This window comes from Montanilutibacter psychrotolerans, from assembly GCF_003719825.1.
GTDB lineage: Bacteria > Pseudomonadota > Gammaproteobacteria > Xanthomonadales > Xanthomonadaceae > Montanilutibacter > Montanilutibacter psychrotolerans.
Window position 1 is genome coordinate 227,386 of sequence record NZ_RIBS01000005.1, and the last position, 20,654, is coordinate 248,039.

General features: G+C 65.2%; 22 protein-coding genes. 14 read left to right on the forward strand and 8 right to left on the reverse strand.

The features are described 5' to 3' along the window. Positions 1-76: 76 nt before the first annotated feature. From EER27_RS12200 to asnS, 6 genes are all read right to left on the reverse strand, one after another. Complete coding sequence (locus tag EER27_RS12200) at positions 77-1,507, reverse strand: aldehyde dehydrogenase (protein ID WP_123088380.1); 1,431 nt, start codon at positions 1,505-1,507, stop codon at positions 77-79. A gap of 94 nt (positions 1,508-1,601) precedes the next feature. Further along, positions 1,602-2,387: an SDR family oxidoreductase gene (locus EER27_RS12205; protein WP_123088381.1), complete on the reverse strand. Its 786-nt coding sequence runs from the start codon at positions 2,385-2,387 to the stop codon at positions 1,602-1,604. A 1-nt stretch (position 2,388) separates the two neighbouring features. Further along, the gene (locus EER27_RS12210; protein ID WP_123088382.1) at positions 2,389-3,093 is read right to left on the reverse strand and encodes an FMN-binding negative transcriptional regulator; all 705 of its coding nucleotides are present in this window, start codon (positions 3,091-3,093) and stop codon (positions 2,389-2,391) included. An 8-nt stretch (positions 3,094-3,101) separates the two neighbouring features. After that, the gene (locus EER27_RS12215; protein ID WP_123088514.1) at positions 3,102-3,407 is read right to left on the reverse strand and encodes a hypothetical protein; all 306 of its coding nucleotides are present in this window, start codon (positions 3,405-3,407) and stop codon (positions 3,102-3,104) included. A 5-nt stretch (positions 3,408-3,412) separates the two neighbouring features. Then, complete coding sequence (locus EER27_RS12220) at positions 3,413-3,721, reverse strand: hypothetical protein (protein WP_123088383.1); 309 nt, start codon at positions 3,719-3,721, stop codon at positions 3,413-3,415. Positions 3,722-3,815: 94 nt separating this feature from the next. Then, the gene (gene asnS / locus EER27_RS12225; protein ID WP_123088384.1) at positions 3,816-5,216 is read right to left on the reverse strand and encodes an asparagine--tRNA ligase; all 1,401 of its coding nucleotides are present in this window, start codon (positions 5,214-5,216) and stop codon (positions 3,816-3,818) included. Between the two features lie 168 nt (positions 5,217-5,384). Between asnS and EER27_RS12230 the strand changes: the two genes are divergently transcribed. The 14 genes from EER27_RS12230 (at position 5,385) to EER27_RS12275 (ending at position 19,052) form a co-directional block, all read left to right on the forward strand. Continuing rightward, on the forward strand, positions 5,385-5,723 hold the full coding sequence (locus tag EER27_RS12230) for a HesB/IscA family protein (RefSeq protein WP_123088385.1): 339 nt from the start codon (positions 5,385-5,387) through the stop codon (positions 5,721-5,723). Between the two features lie 259 nt (positions 5,724-5,982). Further along, positions 5,983-6,423, forward strand: coding sequence for a 30S ribosomal protein S6 (gene rpsF, locus EER27_RS12235; RefSeq protein WP_123088386.1), 441 nt, complete (start codon positions 5,983-5,985; stop codon positions 6,421-6,423). A gap of 11 nt (positions 6,424-6,434) precedes the next feature. Beyond that, positions 6,435-6,665, forward strand: coding sequence for a 30S ribosomal protein S18 (gene rpsR / locus EER27_RS12240; protein ID WP_123088387.1), 231 nt, complete (start codon positions 6,435-6,437; stop codon positions 6,663-6,665). A gap of 181 nt (positions 6,666-6,846) precedes the next feature. After that, positions 6,847-7,299, forward strand: a complete 453-nt coding sequence (gene rplI, locus EER27_RS12245) for a 50S ribosomal protein L9 (RefSeq protein WP_123088388.1) — start codon at positions 6,847-6,849, stop codon at positions 7,297-7,299. A 495-nt stretch (positions 7,300-7,794) separates the two neighbouring features. Then, on the forward strand, positions 7,795-9,222 hold the full coding sequence (locus tag EER27_RS12250; RefSeq protein WP_123088389.1) for a replicative DNA helicase: 1,428 nt from the start codon (positions 7,795-7,797) through the stop codon (positions 9,220-9,222). Between the two features lie 492 nt (positions 9,223-9,714). Further along, entirely contained in the window at positions 9,715-10,326 is a 612-nt protein-coding gene (locus EER27_RS12255; RefSeq protein ID WP_123088390.1) for an ECF-type sigma factor, read from the forward strand. 124 nt (positions 10,327-10,450) lie between these two features. After that, on the forward strand, positions 10,451-12,769 hold the full coding sequence (locus tag EER27_RS12260) for a serine/threonine-protein kinase (RefSeq protein ID WP_190285767.1): 2,319 nt from the start codon (positions 10,451-10,453) through the stop codon (positions 12,767-12,769). Positions 12,770-13,104: 335 nt separating this feature from the next. Beyond that, positions 13,105-13,281 (forward strand): hypothetical protein, encoded by a 177-nt coding sequence (locus EER27_RS17125; RefSeq protein WP_190285768.1) that lies wholly within the window; start codon positions 13,105-13,107, stop codon positions 13,279-13,281. 285 nt (positions 13,282-13,566) lie between these two features. Next, positions 13,567-13,737 (forward strand): hypothetical protein, encoded by a 171-nt coding sequence (locus EER27_RS17130; protein WP_190285769.1) that lies wholly within the window; start codon positions 13,567-13,569, stop codon positions 13,735-13,737. A 180-nt stretch (positions 13,738-13,917) separates the two neighbouring features. Next, a complete protein-coding gene (locus tag EER27_RS17135; RefSeq protein WP_190285770.1) occupies positions 13,918-14,088 on the forward strand; it encodes a hypothetical protein in 171 nt (56 codons plus the stop codon). A gap of 181 nt (positions 14,089-14,269) precedes the next feature. Continuing rightward, on the forward strand, positions 14,270-14,440 hold the full coding sequence (locus tag EER27_RS17140) for a hypothetical protein (protein ID WP_190285771.1): 171 nt from the start codon (positions 14,270-14,272) through the stop codon (positions 14,438-14,440). 95 nt (positions 14,441-14,535) lie between these two features. Then, the gene (locus tag EER27_RS12265; RefSeq protein ID WP_148041013.1) at positions 14,536-15,558 is read left to right on the forward strand and encodes an MvdC/MvdD family ATP grasp protein; all 1,023 of its coding nucleotides are present in this window, start codon (positions 14,536-14,538) and stop codon (positions 15,556-15,558) included. Positions 15,559-15,572: 14 nt separating this feature from the next. Continuing rightward, positions 15,573-16,826 carry a beta-barrel domain-containing protein gene (locus EER27_RS12270; protein WP_123088393.1) on the forward strand — a complete coding sequence of 418 codons (1,254 nt, stop codon included), beginning with the start codon at positions 15,573-15,575 and terminating at the stop codon, positions 16,824-16,826. Between the two features lie 48 nt (positions 16,827-16,874). Continuing rightward, on the forward strand, positions 16,875-19,052 hold the full coding sequence (locus EER27_RS12275) for a peptidase domain-containing ABC transporter (RefSeq protein WP_223807309.1): 2,178 nt from the start codon (positions 16,875-16,877) through the stop codon (positions 19,050-19,052). A gap of 18 nt (positions 19,053-19,070) precedes the next feature. Here EER27_RS12275 and EER27_RS12280 read toward each other — a convergent pair whose 3' ends face one another. Together EER27_RS12280 and EER27_RS12285 are read right to left on the reverse strand one after the other, a co-directional pair. Continuing rightward, positions 19,071-19,652: an NAD(P)H-dependent oxidoreductase gene (locus EER27_RS12280; protein WP_123088394.1), complete on the reverse strand. Its 582-nt coding sequence runs from the start codon at positions 19,650-19,652 to the stop codon at positions 19,071-19,073. Between the two features lie 108 nt (positions 19,653-19,760). Continuing rightward, a complete protein-coding gene (locus EER27_RS12285; RefSeq protein WP_123088395.1) occupies positions 19,761-20,612 on the reverse strand; it encodes a hypothetical protein in 852 nt (283 codons plus the stop codon). Positions 20,613-20,654 lie beyond the last annotated feature (42 nt).

Below are 20,654 nucleotides of genomic sequence, written 5' to 3' on the forward strand. Positions count from 1 at the left end.
TTGGCGCATCCGCCGCCTGTGATGTTGTCCGACCCGGTGCACTGGGCACGCGCCGGCCCACCCGGCCGGCGCGTGTTCAGCGCGACAGGTCGATGCAGACGTTGCGCGGTTCGGTGAAGAAGCGCAGCGCCTCCACGCCACCTTCGCGACCGAGGCCGGAAGCGCCGCTGCCGCCGAACGGGGTGCGAAGGTCGCGCTGCAGCCAGGTGTTGATCCACACCACACCCGCGTGCAGCTGCGCGGCGAAACGGTGCGCGCGGTGCAGGTCGCGGGTCCACAGCATCGCGGCCAGGCCGTAGTCGCCGGCGTTGGCCAGGGCCAGCGCGTGCGCGTCGTCGTCGAACGCCTGCAGGGTCACGACCGGGCCGAAGATCTCCTCGCGATTGCTGGCGCAATCGGGGCCGAGGCCTTCGATCACCGTCGGTGCGACAAACCAGCCGGGCCGATCGATTGCCGCGCCGCCGCACAGCACGGTGCCGCCCTCGTCGCGCGCGCGCTGCAGCGCGGCGACGACCTTGTCGAAATGCGCCTGCGAGACCAGCGGGCCCAACTGCACGTCCGGGTCGATCGGGTCGCCGACGCGCAGGGCGACCACGCGCTCGACCAGCGCATCGCGGAACTCGGCGTGGATGCTTCGCTCGACCAGGATGCGCGAGCCGCACAGGCAGATCTGCCCGCTGTTCTGGAATCCCGATCGCACGATCGTGTCCAGCTGCGCGCGCCAGTCGCTGTCAGCGAACACGAGCGTCGGGTTCTTGCCGCCAAGCTCAAGCGAAAGCTTTTTCAGCAGCGGCGCGGCAAGGCCGGCGATGCGTCGCCCGACCGCGGTGCTGCCGGTGAACGACACTGCCTTGACCCTGGCGTGCGTGACCAGCGGCTCGCCGACCTCCGGTCCGCCGCCATGGACGATGTTGAGCACACCGGCAGGAAAACCGATCTCGGCGGCGAGTTCGCCGAGCATCGTCGCGCTGACCGGCGTGACCTCGGACGGTTTGGCGACGACCGTGTTGCCGGCCGCGAGCGCCGGCGCGATCTTCCAGGTGAACAGGTACAGCGGCAGGTTCCACGGCGAGATGGTGGCCACTACGCCCAGCGGCTGGCGCAGGGTGTAGTTCAGCCCGGCCTGCCCGTGGTGCGATTCGCTGGCGAACTGGGTCGCGGCGTGCGCGAAAAAGCGCAGGTTGCTGATCGCGCGCGGTATCTCGACCTCTCGCGCCAGCGCCATCGGCTTGCCACCGTCGCGCGATTCGGCGTGGGCGAAATCGTCCAGGCGCGCTTCGATCGCGTCGGCCAGCTTCTCCAGCCACCGCGCGCGTTCGGTGTTGGGCAATGCCGACCACGCGGGAAACGCCGCCTGCGCGGCGGCGACGGCAGCCTCGACGTCGCCGGCGTCGCCATCGGCCAGTTGCGCGTAGGCCTGCCCGTTGGCGGGATCGAACACCTCGCGCCAGCGACCCGAGGTCGCGTCACGGGACGTTCCGTCGATCAGATGGCGAAGTTGTCGCATGGCGCAAGCGTACCCGAGCGCGGGTGCGGACCGGAATGCACGGCGCTCATCGCCCGGGGCCGGCAAGCGGGAGCGCCGGGCGCGCCCGTTGGTGTCAGATCGAGTTCATCCGGCCGCCATCGACCGCCAGGCTCACGCCGTTGACGTAGGCCGCCGCCGGCGAGCACAGGAAGGCGATCACGCCGCCGATTTCGGCGGGCTTGGCGAAACGGCCGGCGGGCACGGTCTTGCGCATGTCTTCGGCGATCTGTGCTTCCGGCAGGCCCGTGGCGCGTGCGCGATCACCCACCAACTGCGTGATGCGGCCGGTCTCGGTGAAGCCCGGCAACAGGTTGTTGACCGTGATGCCCTGCGCGGCGAGTTCGCGCGACAAGGTCTTGGCCCAGCTGGCGACCGCACCGCGGATGGTGTTGGACACCCCCAGACCGACGATCGGCTCCTTCACCGAGGTCGAGATCACGTTGACGATGCGTCCCCAACCGGCCGACTGCATGCCCGGCAGCACGGCCTGCACCAGCACCTGGTTGGCCAGCAGATGCTTGCCGAAGGCCTCCAGGAAGGCCGCGCCGTCGGCGGTATGCGCGGGGCCGGCGGGCGGGCCACCGGTGTTGTTGACCAGGATGTGCACGGCCTTGCCGGCGGCCAGTGCCTGCACCTGCGCACGCAGCGCCGCGTGGTCGGCGACGTCGGCGGCAATCCAGCCGTGCTGCTGCTCACCCTGGCGCGGTAGCGAGGCAGCCACCTCGGCCAGCACCTCCGGGCGGCGCGCGAGCACGGTCACGTCGGCGCCGAGCAGGGCCAGTTCGTGGGCGGTGGCGCGGCCGATGCCTTCGGACGCCCCACAGACCAGAGCGTGCTTGCCGGCGAGGTTCAGGTCCATCTCAATCTCCGTTGGGGGCGTGGTGGCTGCGCGCGCGCATCAATGCCGCGATCTCGCGGCTGGCGTCGCGCGGTTGCGCATCGAGTTGTTCGATCACCGCCATCCGGTTGGCCACCGGATGGTTCTGGCTGAGCTTGAACTTCAGTGTGATGCGGTCGACAACGAAGCGGAACCCGATGATGCCGCGCAACTGCCGACGCAGGTCGTCGCGCTCGGATTCGAAGCGCCAGTCGCTGTCGACGCGCGCCTCGTGCTGGTCGCTGAGATCGCTCACCAGGTCGGCCAGGGACGCCTCGTCGTCGAAGGTTTCGATGACGCCGTCGAGGTGGGCGACCGCGTAATTCCAGGTCGGCACGCGCGCCTGTTCTTCCTTGTCGGGGTACCAGGCGGGCGACAGGTAGGCGTGTGGTCCATGCACGATCGCCAGCGCGGGACCGGCGTGCGTGGACTGCGGATTGGGTCGGGCCCAGTGGCCGCGCAGCACCACCCGATCGCCGTCCCGGTAGTACAGCACCGGCAGATGGCTGACCGTGGGCGCGCCGTCGCGCACGGTGACCAGGGTGGTGAAGTTGTCGCGCACCAGCAGCGCATCGAGCGCGGCCAGGTCGTTCTCGGCAAATGCGCCGGGCAGGTAGAGCTGGCCAAGTCCGTCTTGCGTGCGTGCTCCCGTGTGGGCTCCCGGCGGTGGCGTGTCGGCGGGCTGCATCGCGTGTCTCAGTGGCGCTGAGGCAGCTTCTGGATCATCAGTCCCCGCAGGGCGTCGTCGTCGCCTTGCGGTGGTTGCAGCTCGTCCAGAGCGAACCCGCGCTGTTGCGCGTCGTCGTCGTCCAGGCCCTCGTAGGCGACGAACTCCGCATCCATCAGGGCGGCGCGGGCACTGTCCTCGCTGTCGTAGGCAAGCGTGTTGCCGTCACTGTCGAACACCTCGGCCGTGCCGGCCTCCCGCACGCGCAGGCGGGCCCATACCACCGTGCGGCCGATGGTTGCCAGCCACCAGCTGGTCGGGTTGTCGCTGTCCATCGTGTTCACCATGCCACCACCGTCGAAAGCAGCCAGAGTGCGCCCGCGCCCAGCAGGCCGGCGATGATCGCCGAGAGCGAGATGCGCGCGGGTGTCGCCAACCCGTCCAGGTTGCGGTCGCCGGCGGCGCGGTAGCCGCCGCGCAGCAGCCAGCCCAACGCGGACGGGTGGATGAAGGCCAGCGGGCCGAGCTGCGCCTGCAACGCCGGATGACGGTCGCGCAGATGCACCAGTGCCAATGGCCAGAAGATCACGAACGCGGTGGCCCCGGCGATGGCCAGGGCGACGCAGAGCAGGGCGAGAAACAGGATCACGGTGCAGCCACCTCATCGGGAGCCGGCCACCGGTCACGCCGTGCGTGCCGGTGGACGGGGAGGGCGTCCGCGCTGGCGCGGACGCCGGTGCAACTCAGTACTCGGCGCTGCCCGGGGCGCGCGGATAGGCGATCGCGTCGCGGATGTTGGACAGGCCGCAGACGTAGACCACCAGGCGTTCGAAACCCAGGCCGAAGCCCGCGTGCGGCACCGAACCGTAGCGGCGGAAGTCGCGATACCAGCCGTAATGCGCAGGGTCGAGGCCGAACTGCGCCATGCGCGCGTCGAGGATATCGAGACGGTCCTCGCGCTGGCTGCCACCGATGATCTCGCCGATGCCGGGAGCCAGCACGTCCATTGCCGCGACCGTCCGGCCGTCATCGTTGAGACGCATGTAGAACGCCTTGATGTGCTCGGGGTAGTTCATCACCACCACCGGACGTCCGACGTGCTGCTCGGTCAGCCAACGCTCGTGTTCGGTCTGCAGGTCCAGGCCCCATTCAACCGGGAACTCGAACTTGTGGCCGGACTTCTGCAGCAGCGTGATCGCGTCGCCGTAATCGATGCGCTCGAACGGCGCGTTGACGAAGCCTTCCAGGCGGCTGATGGCATCGGGCTGCACGCGTTCGGCGATGAACGCCATGTCGTCGCCGCGTTCGGCCAGCACCGCGCGGAACAGGTACTTGAGGAAGTCCTCGGCGACCTGGGCGTTTTCCATGAGATCGGCGAACGCGATCTCCGGCTCGACCATCCAGAACTCGGCCAGGTGGCGCGTGGTGTGGCTGTTTTCGGCGCGGAAGGTCGGGCCGAACGTGTAGACCTTGCTCAGCGCCAGGCAGTAGCCCTCGACGTTGAGCTGGCCGGACACGCTGAGGAAGGTTTCCTTGCCGAAGAAATCGCGGCTGAAATCGACCGCGCCGGCCTTGTCGCGCGGCAGGTTGGCAAGGTCCAGGGTGGACACGCGGAACATCTGGCCCGCGCCCTCGGCATCACTGGTGGTGATGATCGGGGTGCTGATCCAGTAGTAGCCCTGTTCGTGGAAGAAGCGGTGCACGGCCTGCGCCAGGCAATGGCGGATGCGCGTGACGGCGCCGAACAGGTTGGTGCGCGGACGCAGGTGGGCGACTTCGCGCAGGAACTCCAGCGAGTGCGGCTTGGGCTGGATCGGGTAGGTCTCGGGGTCTTCGACCCAGCCGACCACTTCGATCGAACTGGCCTGGATCTCGAACGACTGGCCCTGGCCCTGCGATGCCACCAGGGTGCCGGTGGCGATGACCGAGCAGCCCGCCGTCAGGCGCTTGACCTCGGATTCGTAGTTGTCGAGCGTGCTGGGCGCCACCACCTGGATGGCCGCGAAGCAGGAGCCGTCATTGACGTTGACGAAACTCAGGCCGGCCTTGGAATCGCGCCGGGTACGCACCCAGCCGCGCACCGTGACTTCGCCGCCTGCAGGAATCTTGCCTGCGAGCGCATGCTCGACACTGACCACCGTCATGCCTTGAATCCTTGCCTGTTCGGGCCGATATGGGGAGGGCGGAGTTTACCGGAGCAACCCGGCATACGCCGCTATACTTTTTCAATCCGCATCCGGCGCGCCGGGTGTTTGCCCGCCACGGTAATCGGGCAGGCACCGCGATCACGTCCCACCCAGGAGCCCTGCGCCATGTCCGTCACCCTCAGCCCCGCTGCACTGGCACGCGTCCAGCGCTACCTGAGCGAAGCGCCCGACGCGCTTGGCCTGCGTTTCGGCGTGACCAAGACCGGCTGCTCGGGCTGGCAGCACGTTGCCGACCTGGCGCGCGACCAGCGTGAGGGCGACCACGTGTTCGAGCAGGACGGTGTGCGCGTGTTCGTCGATGCGGTGAGCCTGCCGCTGGTGGACGGCACCGAGATCGACCTGGTCAAGCAGCGCCTTGGCGAGCAGTTCGTGTTCCGCAACCCCAACGCCAGCGCCGAGTGCGGCTGTGGCGAGAGCTTCACCACCGACGCGGACGCGGCCTGAACAATCCGGCCTGAACCCAGCCACCTGAACACTTTGGCTTGAGCCGGTCCGCCTGAACGCGCGGGTTGGCCCGGCAATGGCGCGGCGCCGCCCGGGGCGGCAATTCGCCGCATTTGCCTCTAAGCCATTGAAGCTGCCATAATTTCCGGCTCCCGCGGGTTTGGCCCGTGGGAACCTTGCTCCACCGCGCCCATTCCGGGCGCCGGGGGGCTGATCCGGCCGGCCATCAGGCCGCGCCATCATCCACAAGGACAACACCATGCGTCATTACGAAGTCGTGTTCCTGGTCCACCCGGACCAGAGCGAGCAGGTGCCGGCCATGATCGAGCGCTACAAGTCGCTGATCGAAGGCGGCGAGGGCAAGATCCACCGTCTCGAAGACTGGGGCCGCCGCCAGCTGGCGTACCCGATCGCGAACCTCGTCAAGGCCCACTACGTGCTGCTCAACATCGAGTGCAGCCAGGCCGTGCTGAACGAGATCGTCGACGGTTTCCGCTTCAACGACGCCGTGCTGCGTCACCTGGTCATGAAGCGCGACGGTGCCGACACCGAGCAGTCGCTGATCATGAAGTTCAAGGACGAGAAGGGCGACAAGCCCGAGCGCGCCGAGCGTGGCGAACGCCGTCGCCGTGACGACGAGGGCGATGCCGCCCCGGCGTCCGACGATTCCGCCAACGACGACTCCGCCGAAGCCGCATAAGGAACGCACCCATGTCCAAGTTCTTCCGTCGCCGCAAGTTCTGCAAGTTCACCGCCGAAGGCGTGAAAGAGATCGACTACAAGGATCTCAACACCCTGCGCCAGTACCTCACCGAGACCGGCAAGATCGTGCCGAGCCGCGTGACCGGTACCAAGTCGAAGTACCAGCGCCAGCTGGCAACGGCCGTCAAGCGCGCCCGTTTCCTCGCGCTGATCCCGTACACCGACAACCACAACGTCTGAGGCGGTCGGCCGACGGCATCCGCCGTCAGCAGGCAGTGGGGCGTCAGTCACTGACGCCTCGCGGTTCGCGACGCGAACGCCCTGCAGCTTGCCCGGCAAGCGGCTGACACCCATGCAATCGTCCGTTCGGACAGCTGAAAGTTGCGGGCCGCGTGCCCGCTAACGAACCTGGAGCAAACCCATGCAACTGATCCTCCTGCAGAACGTGCAGAACCTCGGCAAGCTCGGCGACAAGGTCGACGTGAAGCCGGGCTACGGCCGTAACTTCCTGGTCCCGCACGGCAAGGCCGTTCCGGCCACCGCCAGCAACCTGGCCGACTTCGAGGCGCGCCGCGCCGAGTACGAAGCCAATGCCAAGGCCCAGCTGGAAGGCGCCGAAGGCCGCAAGGCCCAGCTCGAAGGCATCGCCGTGACGATCACCGCGAACGCTTCGACCGAAGGCAAGCTGTACGGCTCGGTCAGCCCGCGCGACATCGCCGAGGCCCTGACCAAGATCGGCCACAAGGTCGACAAGGCCGAAGTGGTGCTGGGCGAAGGCCCGCTGCGCCGCACCGGCGAGCACGAAGTCGTTGTGCGCCTGCACGCCGACATCGAGACCGTCGTCAAGGTCGTCGTGGTCGGCGAAGCCACCTGATCCTTCGATCCGGGCGGTAGAGCGAAGGGCGCCGCAAGGCGCCTTTCGTTTTTTTGCGGAACCTGTACTCCGGAACCCGCGGGCGCGGCCGCTTGCCGAACCGGCTTGCCGATCGGCTTGCGAATCTGCGTCGTGGCCGTCGATTCGTCGCAATGGCTGAGACGCCGTGGTGCGATCTGCGGTGCTGACGCCCGTGTCAGGCAGCAAGTCGGGGGGATGTGCACAACCGTCCGTCGCACGGACAGAACCTGCCGATGGGGCCTGTAGACACTTCCTGCGCGCACCGGCATGCGCCGTGCGGACCGGTTTTGTACAGGCTTATCCACAGGCTGACCACAGATTTGTCTGCAACACCCCGTGCGTCTGGCGACCTACGATCGCCGGTCCGGGGAGTCGTCGCGCAACACGGTTGCGTGGTGCCACCTCTGGCGCCCGCGACAACCTCCGTTCCAGCCCGGCCGGCCTGCCGACCCCAACCAGAGCACGCATCCGACCATGAGTCTGCGACCCGGCTATCGCGGTGAATCCCGCGGCGAAAAGCGTTTCGAAACCCGCGCCGAACAACGTGCCGACCACCTGCGCATCCCGCCGCAGGCGATCGAGGCCGAGCAGGCGGTGCTGGGCGGCCTGATGCTGGTCCCCGATTCGTACGACCGCATCGCCGACCAGCTGGCCGACAGCGACTTCTATCGCCGCGACCACCAGCTGATCTACCGGGCGATCGGCGAGCTGGCCCAGAAGAACCGTCCGTTCGATGCGGTGACGCTTGGCGAGTGGTTCGAATCGATGGGCCTGGCCGAGCAGGTCGCCGGTGGCGCCTACCTGATCGAACTGGCCAGCACCACGCCCTCGGCGGCCAATATCACCGCGTACGCCGAGATCGTGCGCGACAAGGCGGTGCTGCGAAAGCTGATCGAGGTCGGCACCAGCATCGTCAACGACGGTTTCCAGCCCGACGGCCGCGAGAGCTCGCAGATCCTCGAGGAAGCCGAGCGCACGGTCCTGGCGATCGCCCAGACCAACAGCAGTGGAAAGTCCGACTTCACCAACGTCCACCAGGCGTTGACCGATGCGTTCGACGAGCTGCAGAAGCGCTACGAGAGCGGCGGCAGCGTCACGGGCCTGCCCACCGGTTACACCGAGTTCGACGAACTCACCGCCGGCCTGCAGAAGACCGACCTGATCATCCTTGCCGCGCGTCCGGCGATGGGTAAGACCACGCTGGCGTTGAACATGGCCGAGTACGCGGCGTTCCGCAGCAAGCTGCCGGTCGCGGTGTTCTCGATGGAAATGTCGGCCAGCCAGCTCGCGCTGCGTCTGATTTCGTCGGTGGGCCGCGTCAACGCCCAGCGCCTGCGTACCGGCCAGCTCGAGGACGAGGACTGGAGCCGTGTCACCAGTGCGATCCGCCAGCTGCGCGAGGTCAAGATCTTCATCGACGACGAGCCCGGCCTGTCACCGGTCAAGCTCGCCGCCAAGGCGCGCCGGCTCAAGCGCGAGCACGGCGGCCTGGGCCTGATCGTGATCGACTACCTGCAGCTGATGTCGGTGCCGGGCAACAACGAGAACCGCGCGACGGAGATCTCCGAGATCTCGCGCTCGCTCAAGGGCCTGGCCAAGGAACTCCAGGTGCCGGTGATCGCGCTGTCGCAGCTCAACCGCTCGCTCGAACAGCGCGCCGACAAGCGTCCGGTGATGGCCGACCTTCGCGAATCCGGCGCTATCGAGCAGGACGCGGACATGATCGTCTTCATCTACCGCGACGACTACTACAACAAGGAAAACTCGCCCGACAAGGGCCTTGCCGAAGTGATCATCGGCAAGCAGCGTAGCGGTCCGACCGGTTCGCTGAAGCTGAAATTCTTCGGCGAGTACACGCGCTTCGACAACCTCAGTCACGATAGCGTTGGTTCTTTCGAATAAGCCGTACCATCAACGGCTTAGCCTCGAGATGGCGGGCGGTAGTTGCGGCTGATGCCCGCCGCGGCGAATGCCTGCGTATCCCAGCTCGCCGGGTTCCCGCGGCTGGTCGATTCCGACGGCAAGCCCGGTGGGCCAGCACCGGCCTTCGGCCGTCGCCGGCATGACGTTGCGGCGTGTGCCAGCGATCGCTCGCTAGAACTCCATTGCGCAGCAATCATGCCCGTCGAAGCGGGGGCTGGTGCGGCGGCGGCCCCGATCCCTGCGTCCGAAACTCCCGGCTTCACCCTCGCCGCGATCCATTGGCACGGTGTCCAGGTCGAACGCTACGACTGGGTGCCGCGAACTTGCTGAGGGCGTCGGATCGCGGTCGCTCCTGCTTGCCCTGTCTAGAGTCATGCTGCGGGACGCGAGCGCCGTGACTATACTCGGCGCCTGTTCATGCGACTGATCCCGGTTGCCGTGAATCCTTCCTACTGATGCCCCAAGCCCCCGATGGATACCTTGCCAAGCGACGCGCCCGGCCTGTCGGACCAGACCCGCGACGACTCGGTGACGCGGTTGCTGATGCAAGTCAGGGCGGGGCAGGCCTCTGCCTGGGACCAGATCCTTCCGCGGGTCTACGACGACCTGCATCGCGTGGCGCGCGCCCAGTTGCGGCAGAGGGCTTTCGGCGACGTCTCTGCCACCGCGCTGGTCAACGAAGCCTGGCTGCGTCTGGCCGGCTCGTCCGCAAAGGCCGAAAACCGGCGCCATTACATCGCGCTGGTGGCCAAAGCCATGCGCTATGTGCTGATGGATGAGGCCCGCCGCGATATGGCGGCCAAGCACGGCAGCGGGCAGCCGAAGCAGACGCTCACCGACGATCTCGACATCCCGGACGAAAAGACGCTCGAGGACCTCTTCTGTCTCGATGCCGCGCTGACGCGGCTGTTCTCGATCGACGAACGGCTGGGGCAACTTGTCGAGCTGCGCTATTTCGGCGGCCTGGACGAGCAGGAGATCGCCGCTCTGCTCGGCGTGACCGATCGCACCCTGCGTCGAGACTGGCGGCGGGCGCGCGCGTTCTTGCTGACCCAGCTCGGCGACAATGCGATCCTCGCTTGATCCGCCGAAAGCGCCAGTGCCCCGAGTCGTCGATGCGGGCGATGCCCATTGGGACCCAGAAAATCCGCCGGAGGGCGGTGCACACGAAGTAGTCGGGACACGAGACGGGGCGCTTACCCGAGCCTTGTCGCTGTTCGACCCGTATTCGGAGCTGCCGCCCGATGCGCTGAAGCGGGCGCTCGCGCAATTGCAACTCAACGACCCGGACGCCTGCCGCGAACTGATCGGGCTGCTCGCCGCGGACGAGCGAACCCATTCCTTCGCTTCGCCGCTGCGGTGGTTCGCAGAACGAACGCCGAAAGCGACAGGTGGTTACGAGGTCCATGCCGACGGCAACTTGTTTGGACCATGGCGCACGGAGGGCGTTCTCGGCATCGGCGGCATGGGCGTGATCTACGCTGTACGCCGTGCGGACGGGTTGTACGAGCGCGAAGCGGCGCTGAAGACGATCCGGGCGGAGGTGTCGTCGCCGCAACTGCTCGATGCGTTCCGAATCGAGCGCAATCTTCTCGCTCGCCTCGATCACCCGGCCATCGTCAGCCTATTCGACGCCGGCGTCGGCGATGACGGGCAACCCTGGATCACGATGCAACGCATCGTCGGCGAGCACATCGATGCCTGGTGCGACTCGCGCCATGCATCGCTACGACAGCGGGTCGGGCTGTTCGTCGACGTCTGTGATGCCATCGTCCATGCGCACGACCACGGCGTCCTGCACCAGGACATCAAGCCGTCCAACGTGTTGGTGACGGACGACGGCAAAATCAAATTGCTCGATTTCGGGCTGTCGGCGCTGCTGTCGCGCTCGGAGAACGACATTCCGCAGCGGATTGGCGCGAGCATGCCGTACGCGGCACCGGAAATCTTCTCGGACGCGCCGCCGAGCGTCGCGATCGACGTGCATGCGCTCGGCGTGATGCTGTATCGCCTGCTGTGTGCCGGCTGGCCGCGCCCCTGCGGTAGCGTCATTGGCGCTGCGCCCGTTGAAGGCTTTCCCACGCCTCCGAGCACAGTCGCCTTGCGCGCAACCGCCGTCGAGACCCGCAACCGAGGCGCGACGACCGCCAGGAGTTTGTCTGTATCGCTGTGCGGCGACATGGATGTGATTGCGCTACGTTGCGTCGCGAACGACCCGGTCGCGCGTTACGCCTCCGTCGCCGAGCTGCGTAACGACGTGAAGGCGTGGCTGGAACGACGGCCGGTGGCCGCACGGAATGGCGGGGGCGGCTATCGCGTGGGACGCTTTCTCCGTCGCCACGTCCTGGCGGCTATCGTTGCATCGACTCTGACGGTGGCAGCTGTTGCGACGGCATGGGTTGTGCTCGCGCAGCAGCGCGAGGCGCGAGCGCAGGGAGAAAACGATCGCGCGCTCGCAGAACTGTTCCGGATCTCTGTGCTGGCCGCCTCCCAGAACGCGCGAAGCGGCGGCCGGGAAGATGTGCGTCCCTTGTTGCATCACGCCGAGCATCGATTGCGCTCGGCCGCCGGCGGCGACCAGCCGCAGTTCCTGGCGCGCGGCCTGGCTTCACTGGCCGGCGCGTACTACGAACAGTCCAACTATGCGCAATCCGAACGGTTGTGGCTGGAGGTCTTGGCGCAGTGCCCGGACGATCCGATGCTGCGCGCACGCACTTTCGACTCGCTGGCCAGTCTGGCGAACAAGCGCGTCGATACCAAAGGAATGATGCGATTCTCGCGACAAGGCATCGATGCGCTGGAAGACCGCGACGACAAGGAAAGCACGATGCTTCGACTGTCGCTGCAGTTCTCGTTGGCGCGGTCGTACTGGTTGCGCGACGATACATCGCAAGCGCTGCAGATTATCGATCGTGCGATCCGAGTCGCGAGAGGCCAGGGAAGCGATCACGAGGCGCAGTTGGCGGGGTTGGTGCGCCAGCGCGGGGTCATGCTCTCCTCGATCGGCCGGGTCGTGGAAGCCGACCGCGATCTCACCGAGGCGATGAATCGCATGGCGACGTCGACGCCCGCTGTCCGGATATCGATCATGCAGTCGTTGGCTGTCCTGCGCATGCAAGCGGGGCATAGCGACAGCGGTCGCGAACTCGCCGAGCGCGCCATGGGTGAAAGCCTGCGCGTCTACGGCGACGACCATGTCGAAACCGCGCGGGCCTGGCTGGTCATGGCCAAGCTTTGGAGAGCAGCGGGCACGAACTCGCGCCGTGCGAGGGTGGCGTTGCACCGTGCGGAAGCGCTCATCGCCAATCACCTGGGCTCAGGTCATCCGATGATGCAGGGGATTCTCGAGGAGCGCGCCGACCTCGAATTCTCGCTTCATCATCGTGCAGCGGCGATCGCGTATGCGCGACGCGCCGAAGCGCTCGCCATCAAGACTTACGGCGAAAACTCGAGTCGAGCACGGACGTGTACCGCAAGGCGCAGCCGTTTCGAGGCACCGCCTGCCGTTGGTGCCAACGAGGCGTAATAGAAGCATCCGATGCGGTGTTGATCCCCGCTCACGCGCAACGACCTGCCCAAGCGACCGCAACCCGGATAGGCATCGATCTGTCGACGGGCCGCCCGGTACGCAGGGACGGCCGCTGACTGACCCACGCGGATCCGCACGGTGCCGGATGTTGGCGCGGCCGTTTCGCTTCCGGCCGCTGGCGCGCACGGCGTCAGGAATGCCCGCGAATCGCCCATGTCCGCTTTCGCCCCTGCGTGTCGAAACAGTCTGAGTGTCCCGCCGCGGCAGGGCCCGCTACGGCGTGGCGAACCTCGGGCGCAAGAAGCCCGTCACGAAGATCAACAGGAAACCAGATGACCCCGTTCGTACTGAAGCAGCATGAAAAAGATCGCGCGGAACTGAAGGAAATGAAAAGCATCGACGTCGACCAGGTGTCTGGCGGCCGCGTCATGGATCACAAGCTCAACACCAACACCTGGACCATCACCTGCAGCGGTGAAGACGGTGCCGATGACGGCTGCGACGACTGATCCTTCGTTCTGCAGGAATGATGCGATCTTCGCGGCCAGGCATCAAAGCGCTCGAAGGCCGCGACGACAAGGAACGCACGATTCGCGCGCTCCGGATCGCGAGAGGTCTGGGAGGCGATCCGGCCGCTGGCGCGCACGGCGTCAGGAACGCCCGCGAATCGGCCATGTCCGCTTTCGCCCCTGCGTGTCGAAACAGTAAGAGCGTCTCGCCGCCGCAGGGCCCGCGACGGCAGAGCGAACCCCGGGCGCAGGAAGCGCCCACCTCGAAGATCAACAGGAAATCAAATGATCCCGTTCATTCTGAAGCAGCATGAAAAAGATCGCGCGGAACTGAAGGAGCTGGAAAGCATCGACGTCGACCAGGTGTCTGGCGGCCGCGTCTTGAACCAAAAGCTCAACACCGTGACCTTCACCGTAGGTGGCGACGGTGCCGATGACGGCGCTGACGAGGACTGATCCTTCGTTCTGCAGGAATGATGCGATCTTCGCGACGCCAGGAAAACCCGCGAATCGGCCATGTCCGCTTTTCCTCCCGTTCGTCGAAACAGTAAGAGCGTCTCGCCGCCGCAGGGCCCGCGACGGCAGAGCGAACCAGGGCGCAGGAAGCGCCCACCACGAAGATCAATAGGAAATCAAATGATCCCGTTCATTCTGAAGCAGCATGAAAAAGATCGCGCGGAACTGAAGGAGCTGGAAAGCGTCGACCTGGAACACGTATCTGGCGGCCGCGTCATGGATCACAAGCTCAACACCGTGACCATCACCAGAGATTGCGACGGTGGCGATGACGGCAAGGACGAGGACTGATCCTTCGTTCTGCAGGAATGATGCGATCTTCGCGACGTCAGGAAAGCTCGCGAATCGGCCATGTCCGCTTTTCCTCCCGTTCGTCGAAACAGTAAGAGCGTCTCGCCGCCGCAGGGCCCGCGACGGCAGAGCGAACCCCGGGCGCAGGAAGCGCCCACCACGAAGATCAACAGGAAATCAAATGATCCCTTTCATTTTGAAGCAGCATGAAAAAGATCGCGCGGAACTGAAGGAGCTGGAAAGCGTCGACCTGGAACACGTATCTGGCGGCAGGGTCATGCACCACAAGCTCAACACCGTGACCATCACCAACAATGGCGATGGTGGCGATGACGGCAAGGACGAGGATTGATCCTTCGTTCTGCCATTTGGCACAGGAAGGGGCGATAACTCGCCCCTTCCCCGGCTGATTCCCCGGTTCAACAACACAGCAGGGCAACGACGAAGATGAGCAATCCGGTTCTGGTAGTCCTTGGAAGCATGGAAGACCCACATGTCGAAAGAGTCTGCAACGAGCTGCGCTCGCGCGGCCGGATCGATCCACTGGTGGTCGATTACCTGAATGGCGTTCGCTTTGAGTTCCGCACCGACATCCAGGGCCGCGTCTCGTTCGAACTGGCTGGCCGTCGCCTATCGGAGAACTATCTCGTCTGGGATCGAACGAAGATCATGCCCGGCACGGATCTCTATATCCGAGGGGACGAACGTTCCAGCGGCTATGCGGCGCAGGAGTGGCGGGCGTTCTATAGCCTGCTTTGTGGCGTGAACGGGGACATGGCGGTCAATTCCCTCGCTTCGAGGCGGTGCATGATCAAGCCGTATCAGCAGATGATGGCGGCAAAGACCGGTTTTCTGGTGCCGAACACCATGATCACCAACGATCGAGGTAGCGTCCTCTCCTTCATTGACGAATGCGACGGACGCATCATCATGAAGTCCGTGTCGGCTGGAAAGGTCAAGCCGAGCGGCGAAGGCGAGAACATCCCGTACGTCGTGATGACGATGCGGGTCGGCGAAGACGATCTCCAATCCGCGACCGAAGAAGAAATCGGGCATTGCCCACATTTCTTCCAGCAAGAACTCATCAAGAAGCATGAACTTCGCGTCGTGTATATCGACGGCAGGATGCACGCATTCCGCGTGGACTCTCAAGGATGCCGCACCGGGGAGGTGGACTGGCGCAAAGGGTTCGGGTTCGTGCAGTTCGCGAGCGGAGATCTGGATGCATCCACGCGCACGGCGATCGATCGGTACATGCGGAGCATGGGCCTGTTCAGCGGAAGCATCGACCTGATCGTTGACACCGACGATCGCGTCTGGTTCCTTGAATGCAATCAGGACGGCGCGTGGGGATGGGTCGACGACATCGTCGATGGCGCCGTCGGCAGGGCATTCGCGGATGCATTCGAGGCGCGTTTGCTCGATGCGGTCGCCTTGCGCGGCAGAGAGAACATGTGCGTCTCAGCGTGATGCGCGCGTAGCACATGGATCGGACGGAGCTCTTTCGCAAGGAGTCGGTGGCGGCGCAGCGCGATGCGACGCTTGGCGCCGTCTCGATCTCTCAGCCGATCGGCGCGTGGTGGGTCGGATTGTTCCTGGGGGGCGCCGCCATCGCGCTCATCGCATTTCTCTTCCTTGGCGAATACACGCGGCGAACGCGCGTGGTCGGCGTGATCGCGCCGGATCGCGGCGTTGCGACCATACTCGCACCGGTATCGGGTGTTATCACCGAGATAAATCTTGAGCAGGGAAACGAAACGTTCACCGGCAAACGAGCGGTAGTGGTCTCGGTGCCAGGCGCCACGTCAGCGGCAGGCAATTCCATGGAAGCGATCGCCCGCCAGATTTCCGTTCGACGCGACAGCATCGAGCTCGACGCGAGCTCACAGCGGGAGATGCTGGACGTTCAGATGGCGACGGCCGCCAAGCAGCGCAGCGACATGGGGATGGAGCTGCGCAGCATTGAATCGGAGATCGAGGCGAGCCGGGCCAAGGTGGAGATCGCACGCGCCTTGTTGTCGAAGCTGTCGCAATTGCGCGAGGGCGGCTACGTAAGCGAACTCCAGATCAAGGACAAGGAACTGGAGCTCATCGGGCATACGTCAGCACTTAGCTCGCTCAATCGCCAGGGCCTGGCGCTGCGCAGGGATATCGCAGGAATCGAGCAGACGATTCGCGAACTTCCACTCAGAAGGGGCGCGCAATCAGCGGGAGAACGACGCGACCTGGCGGAGTTGGACCAGGAAGCGATCGAAGCAGCGTCGAGGCGCGAAGTCGTGATCCAGTCGCCGGCCGATGGCGTCGTGTCGGTGCGCTTTGCGAAGCGAGGGGAGGCGATACAAATGGGGGCGCCGATCCTTTCCATCCTGCAGAAGGGCAGCACGCTGGAGGCGGAGCTGACGGTTCCGACCTCCGCGATCGGGTTCATGTCGGAGGGCGATCGGGTCCGCTTGCGGTATGAGGCGTTTCCCTATCAGAAGTTCGGGCAGTACCTGGGGACGATACGCCACGTCGGGCGCAGTTCGAGCTTGACCACCGCCGCGAGCGACGACCGGCAGAGTGGCAACTACAAGGTGGTTGTGGAGCTGGATTCCCAGTACGTATCGGCGCACGGAAAGCGCGAAAGACTGATGCCCGGAATGCGGGTGCAAGCGGACATTCTCGGCGAGCAGAGGCGCTTGATCGAATGGCTGTTCGAGCCCTTGTTCTCGCTCCGAGAGAACGTGTCCGCGCCATGACCCGGTGGACGTCGAGACTGCGCGCCATGCGAACGAGCGAATGAGGCGGTGCAAGTGAAGAAAGTCGGTGTTGTCCTGCAATCGGCGGCAACGGAGTGCGGTTTGGCCTGCGTTGCGATGATCTGCGGCTTCAATGGCATGCGAGTGGGACTTGGCGACCTGCGCAGACGGTTTCCGCTCTCCATGAAGGGCGCAAAGCTCTCGCAGATCATCCATATTTCGCAGCAGCTTGGCTTTCGCGCCCGCCCGGTCAAAGTCGAGCTCGACCAGTTGGCGAGATTGAAGGCGCCCGCGATCCTGCATTGGGACTTCAATCATTTCGTCGTGCTTGTCGCGGCCGATTCGCGGAAGGCGACCATCATCGACCCCGCATCGGGTCGCCGCACGTTGCCGCTTGCGGAAGTGTCAGCGCATCTTACCGGTGTCGCGCTCGAGCTTAGCCCGGCCGAGGGGTTCGTCTCCGGGGATTTCAAGGAGCGATTCGGGATTTCGACACTGCTGAGGGATGTCGGTGGCCTGAAACGGTTCCTGGCGCTGCTTCTGATGCTATCGCTGGCGCTGCAGATCTTCGCGGCGTTGGCCCCGTTCTATATGCAGTGGGTCGTGGATCAGGTGCTCGTGTCGGCCGATCGTGACCTGATGGCAGTCCTGGCGATCGGATTCTCGATGGCCATGGTGTTGCAGGTTTGCACGGGTGCATTGCGAGGATGGACCATCGCTTACCTGTCATCGAACCTGAGCGCCCAGTGGCTCTCCAACGTCTTTGCGCGCGTGACGCGCCTGCCGTTGGACTTCTTCGAGAAGCGGCATCTGGGCGATGTCGTATCAAGAATGGGAGCCGTGCAGACGATACAGCGCACCCTGACGGGAACCTTCGTCGAGACGATCATCGACGGCATGATGGCGGTCGCTACGCTTTGCCTGATGCTGTTCTACAGCGCAAAACTGGCGCTGATCACCTTGGCGGCCGTCGCAATCTATCTGCTCGTTCGCACGTTGAGTTACGGCGCGAATCGCCGCACCAACGAACGCCAACTGATTGCGTCCGCCAGACAGTACTCGCACCTTGTCGAGAGCCTGCGCGGAATGCAGAGCATCAAAGTCTCCGGGATCGAGGGGGTTCGGCAGGCCACGTACGAGAACCTCGTGGTGGACACGGTCGATCAGGACGCAAAGCTGGCGCGGATTGGCGTGTCTTTCGATGCCTCGAGCCAACTGATCTTCGGCATCGAACGGGTTGTGGTGATATGGCTCGCGGCTCTCCTGGCGGTCGACAATCACTTTTCCGTGGGGATGATGGTGGCCTATCTCGCCTACAAGGAGCAGTTCTCCGCGCGAACTTCAGGCCTTGTCGACCGCCTGATCGACTTCAAGATGCTCCGCCTGCATGTCGATCGGATTTCGGACGTACTGCTTGAACCGACCGAAGAAGCGAATCACGGCGAATGCGACATCCTGGCGACACAGGACATCGAAGTTGACAATTTGTCCTTCAGATACGCCGATGGCGAATCCTGGGTCTTGAAAGACTGCAGCTTCAGGATCGCGGCTGGCGAGTCCGTGGCAATCGCGGGAGGCTCCGGCTGCGGCAAATCGACCTTGCTGAAGCTGATGCTCGGTTTGCTCACGCCGAGTTCCGGTCATATTCGTATCGGTGGACGCGATCTTCGCGACATCGGCGCACGCAATTTTCGGATGCGCGCAGGCGTCGTGATGCAGGACGACCAGCTGTTCGCCGGCAGCATCGCGGAGAACATCGCCTTGTTCGACCCGGAAATGGACGATGCGCGCGTCGAAGCGGCTGCGCGCATGGCCGCGATCCATGACGAGATCGTCGAAATGCCGATGGCGTACCGGAGCTTGATCGGTGACATGGGCCACTCGTTGTCCGGAGGGCAACGTCAGCGCGTGATTCTTGCGCGCGCGCTCTATCGGCGTCCGCTGTTTCTTTTCCTGGACGAGGCGACAAGCAATCTGGATGTCGGCCGAGAGCGGCTGGTCAACGATGCGGTGGACTCACTGTCCCTGACGCGCGTGATCGTGGCGCATCGACCGGAGACGCTCGCCAGTGCCGACCGTTGCCTGATGCTGGCAGGAGGAAGAGTCGTTGAGCCGTTGGTGGAGCTCGGCACGCACGCGCCCCTGCCCAGTCCTGGGCACCTTGCGGCATGCGTCCACTCGCAGCCGGGAAGGGGCGGTAGCCCGGTTGCCGCTGTCCTTGGGTAGGCTGGCGTCCGGCGCGTCTCAGGCGCGCGCGCCCAGCATCTGTGCGTCGTGCAGCCAGCGTTTTAGGCGCTGGTCATCGGCGCCGCGGATCGCGCCAAAGGTCGCCACGCGCACGGGTTTGACCCCGCAGAACTCAAGGATGGTCCGGCGCATCTGGTGGATGCCGGGCATCCGGTAGATCCAGCGGAAGTACCACGGCGGCGTGTCCATCGACACCAGCAACTGCGCGCTGCGCCCGGCCAGCAGGCGCTCCCAGCGCGTGTTCGATCCATCGTGGTAGCGGAACGCGATACCGGGCAGGAACAACCGGTCGAACATGCCCTTCATCAACGACGGCATGCCGCCCCACCAGATCGGGTAGGCGAACACCAGATGCTGCGCGGCGAGAATCTGTTGCTTGAGCGCCAGCAGGTCCGGTTCGAGTTCCTGGCGCTGGTCGTAGCCGTGCCACAGGCTCGGATCGAAGCGCAGTTCGGCCAGGTGCACCGTTTCGACGTGGTGCCCGCGCTCGCTGGCGCCACGCGCATACGATTCGGCCAGCGACCGGCAGAAGCTGTCGGGCTTGGGATTTCCGTTGATGACGAGAATGTGCTTTCGCATGCCTGCGCAAGATGGGGGCGGAGGCGGCGATCATAGGTGGCGCGCCGGTGTTCCCACGCGACAGCGCACCGGCAGTTCCGACAGGGTGGTCGGCACAGCCGGCGAAACCTACTGCGGCTGGGTCAGCTTGCCGAGCACCTTGATGGCGAAACCGCCACCGGGCAGCACTGCCGATGCCGCCTCGGCGCCGAATTCGAACAGCATCTCGCGCGTCATGACCTTGTCGATCTTGTCGCGGAACCATTCGCCGTTCTCGACTACCTCGCCGGTGAGGCCGTCGATCTCGATCACGCCGATCTTGCCGCCCGCGGTCCAGGCGTACTCGAACGCGAACACCGGCCGATAGCACAGGTGCACCTTCTCGAACACCAGCGTGTCGCTGTTGATCACGTGCGCGTCGATCGATTCGGCGGCCAGCCGCGACTTGACGATCTGCACCGCCGCCGCGAACGGCAACTGCGGCGGGATCGCGCCTTCGATGTCGACTTGCTGGCGCTCGAGCGCCTTGAACTTGTCGACATAGCCTTGCAGCACCTGCGGCTTGACCGGCCGCTTGAGGCCGTCCTGGTACAGCGTCGTGTCGATGCGGCGATGGCAGAGCTCGCGCACCAGCAGGTCGACGTGCGGCTTGCCGTTTCCGGGCAGGATCTCGATGGTGTGGCCGTCGAGTTCGATGCGCTGGGCGTGCGGATTGTTGATGGCGAGCGCGTAGCCGGCCTCGTGGACGTAGTCGATCTCGCGGCGTGCCGTCAGGTGCCAGAACGGCTCGTAGCGCAGCTCCCACTTGGCCAGGTGAACCGTGTCGGTCTTGGGGCGGTTCAAGGGGTTGAGCCGGGCGAGCGTTCCAAAGGCGTTGAGCTTGCTCTTCTCGGCCTGTTCCTGTGCCGCGCGTGCCGGGAAGACTTCCTCGAAGAACAGGATCCGGCAGATCGAGGCATCGGGATCGACGACGGGTTCCATGGCGTTCCTCGCAGGCGTGAGGCAGGGCGGGCGGACCGGGGA

Bases quoted from the DNA above. Each gene is read 5' to 3' on its own strand.
- EER27_RS12215 (WP_123088514.1), bottom strand. From the start codon at position 3,407: ATGGACAGCGACAACCCGACCAGCTGGTGGCTGGCAACCATCGGCCGC.
- EER27_RS12210 (WP_123088382.1), bottom strand. From the start codon at position 3,093: ATGCAGCCCGCCGACACGCCACCGCCGGGAGCCCACACGGGAGCACGC.
- asnS (WP_123088384.1), bottom strand. From the start codon at position 5,216: ATGACGGTGGTCAGTGTCGAGCATGCGCTCGCAGGCAAGATTCCTGCA.
- EER27_RS12205 (WP_123088381.1), bottom strand. From the start codon at position 2,387: ATGGACCTGAACCTCGCCGGCAAGCACGCTCTGGTCTGTGGGGCGTCC.
- EER27_RS12285 (WP_123088395.1), bottom strand. From the start codon at position 20,612: ATGGAACCCGTCGTCGATCCCGATGCCTCGATCTGCCGGATCCTGTTC.
- EER27_RS12270 (WP_123088393.1), top strand. From the start codon at position 15,573: ATGGATCGGACGGAGCTCTTTCGCAAGGAGTCGGTGGCGGCGCAGCGC.
- rpsF (WP_123088386.1), top strand. From the start codon at position 5,983: ATGCGTCATTACGAAGTCGTGTTCCTGGTCCACCCGGACCAGAGCGAG.
- EER27_RS12250 (WP_123088389.1), top strand. From the start codon at position 7,795: ATGAGTCTGCGACCCGGCTATCGCGGTGAATCCCGCGGCGAAAAGCGT.
- EER27_RS17125 (WP_190285768.1), top strand. From the start codon at position 13,105: ATGACCCCGTTCGTACTGAAGCAGCATGAAAAAGATCGCGCGGAACTG.
- EER27_RS12255 (WP_123088390.1), top strand. From the start codon at position 9,715: ATGGATACCTTGCCAAGCGACGCGCCCGGCCTGTCGGACCAGACCCGC.
- rpsR (WP_123088387.1), top strand. From the start codon at position 6,435: ATGTCCAAGTTCTTCCGTCGCCGCAAGTTCTGCAAGTTCACCGCCGAA.
- EER27_RS12265 (WP_148041013.1), top strand. From the start codon at position 14,536: ATGAGCAATCCGGTTCTGGTAGTCCTTGGAAGCATGGAAGACCCACAT.
- EER27_RS12200 (WP_123088380.1), bottom strand. From the start codon at position 1,507: ATGCGACAACTTCGCCATCTGATCGACGGAACGTCCCGTGACGCGACC.
- EER27_RS17140 (WP_190285771.1), top strand. From the start codon at position 14,270: ATGATCCCTTTCATTTTGAAGCAGCATGAAAAAGATCGCGCGGAACTG.
- EER27_RS12280 (WP_123088394.1), bottom strand. From the start codon at position 19,652: ATGCGAAAGCACATTCTCGTCATCAACGGAAATCCCAAGCCCGACAGC.
- EER27_RS12230 (WP_123088385.1), top strand. From the start codon at position 5,385: ATGTCCGTCACCCTCAGCCCCGCTGCACTGGCACGCGTCCAGCGCTAC.
- rplI (WP_123088388.1), top strand. From the start codon at position 6,847: ATGCAACTGATCCTCCTGCAGAACGTGCAGAACCTCGGCAAGCTCGGC.
- EER27_RS17130 (WP_190285769.1), top strand. From the start codon at position 13,567: ATGATCCCGTTCATTCTGAAGCAGCATGAAAAAGATCGCGCGGAACTG.
- EER27_RS17135 (WP_190285770.1), top strand. From the start codon at position 13,918: ATGATCCCGTTCATTCTGAAGCAGCATGAAAAAGATCGCGCGGAACTG.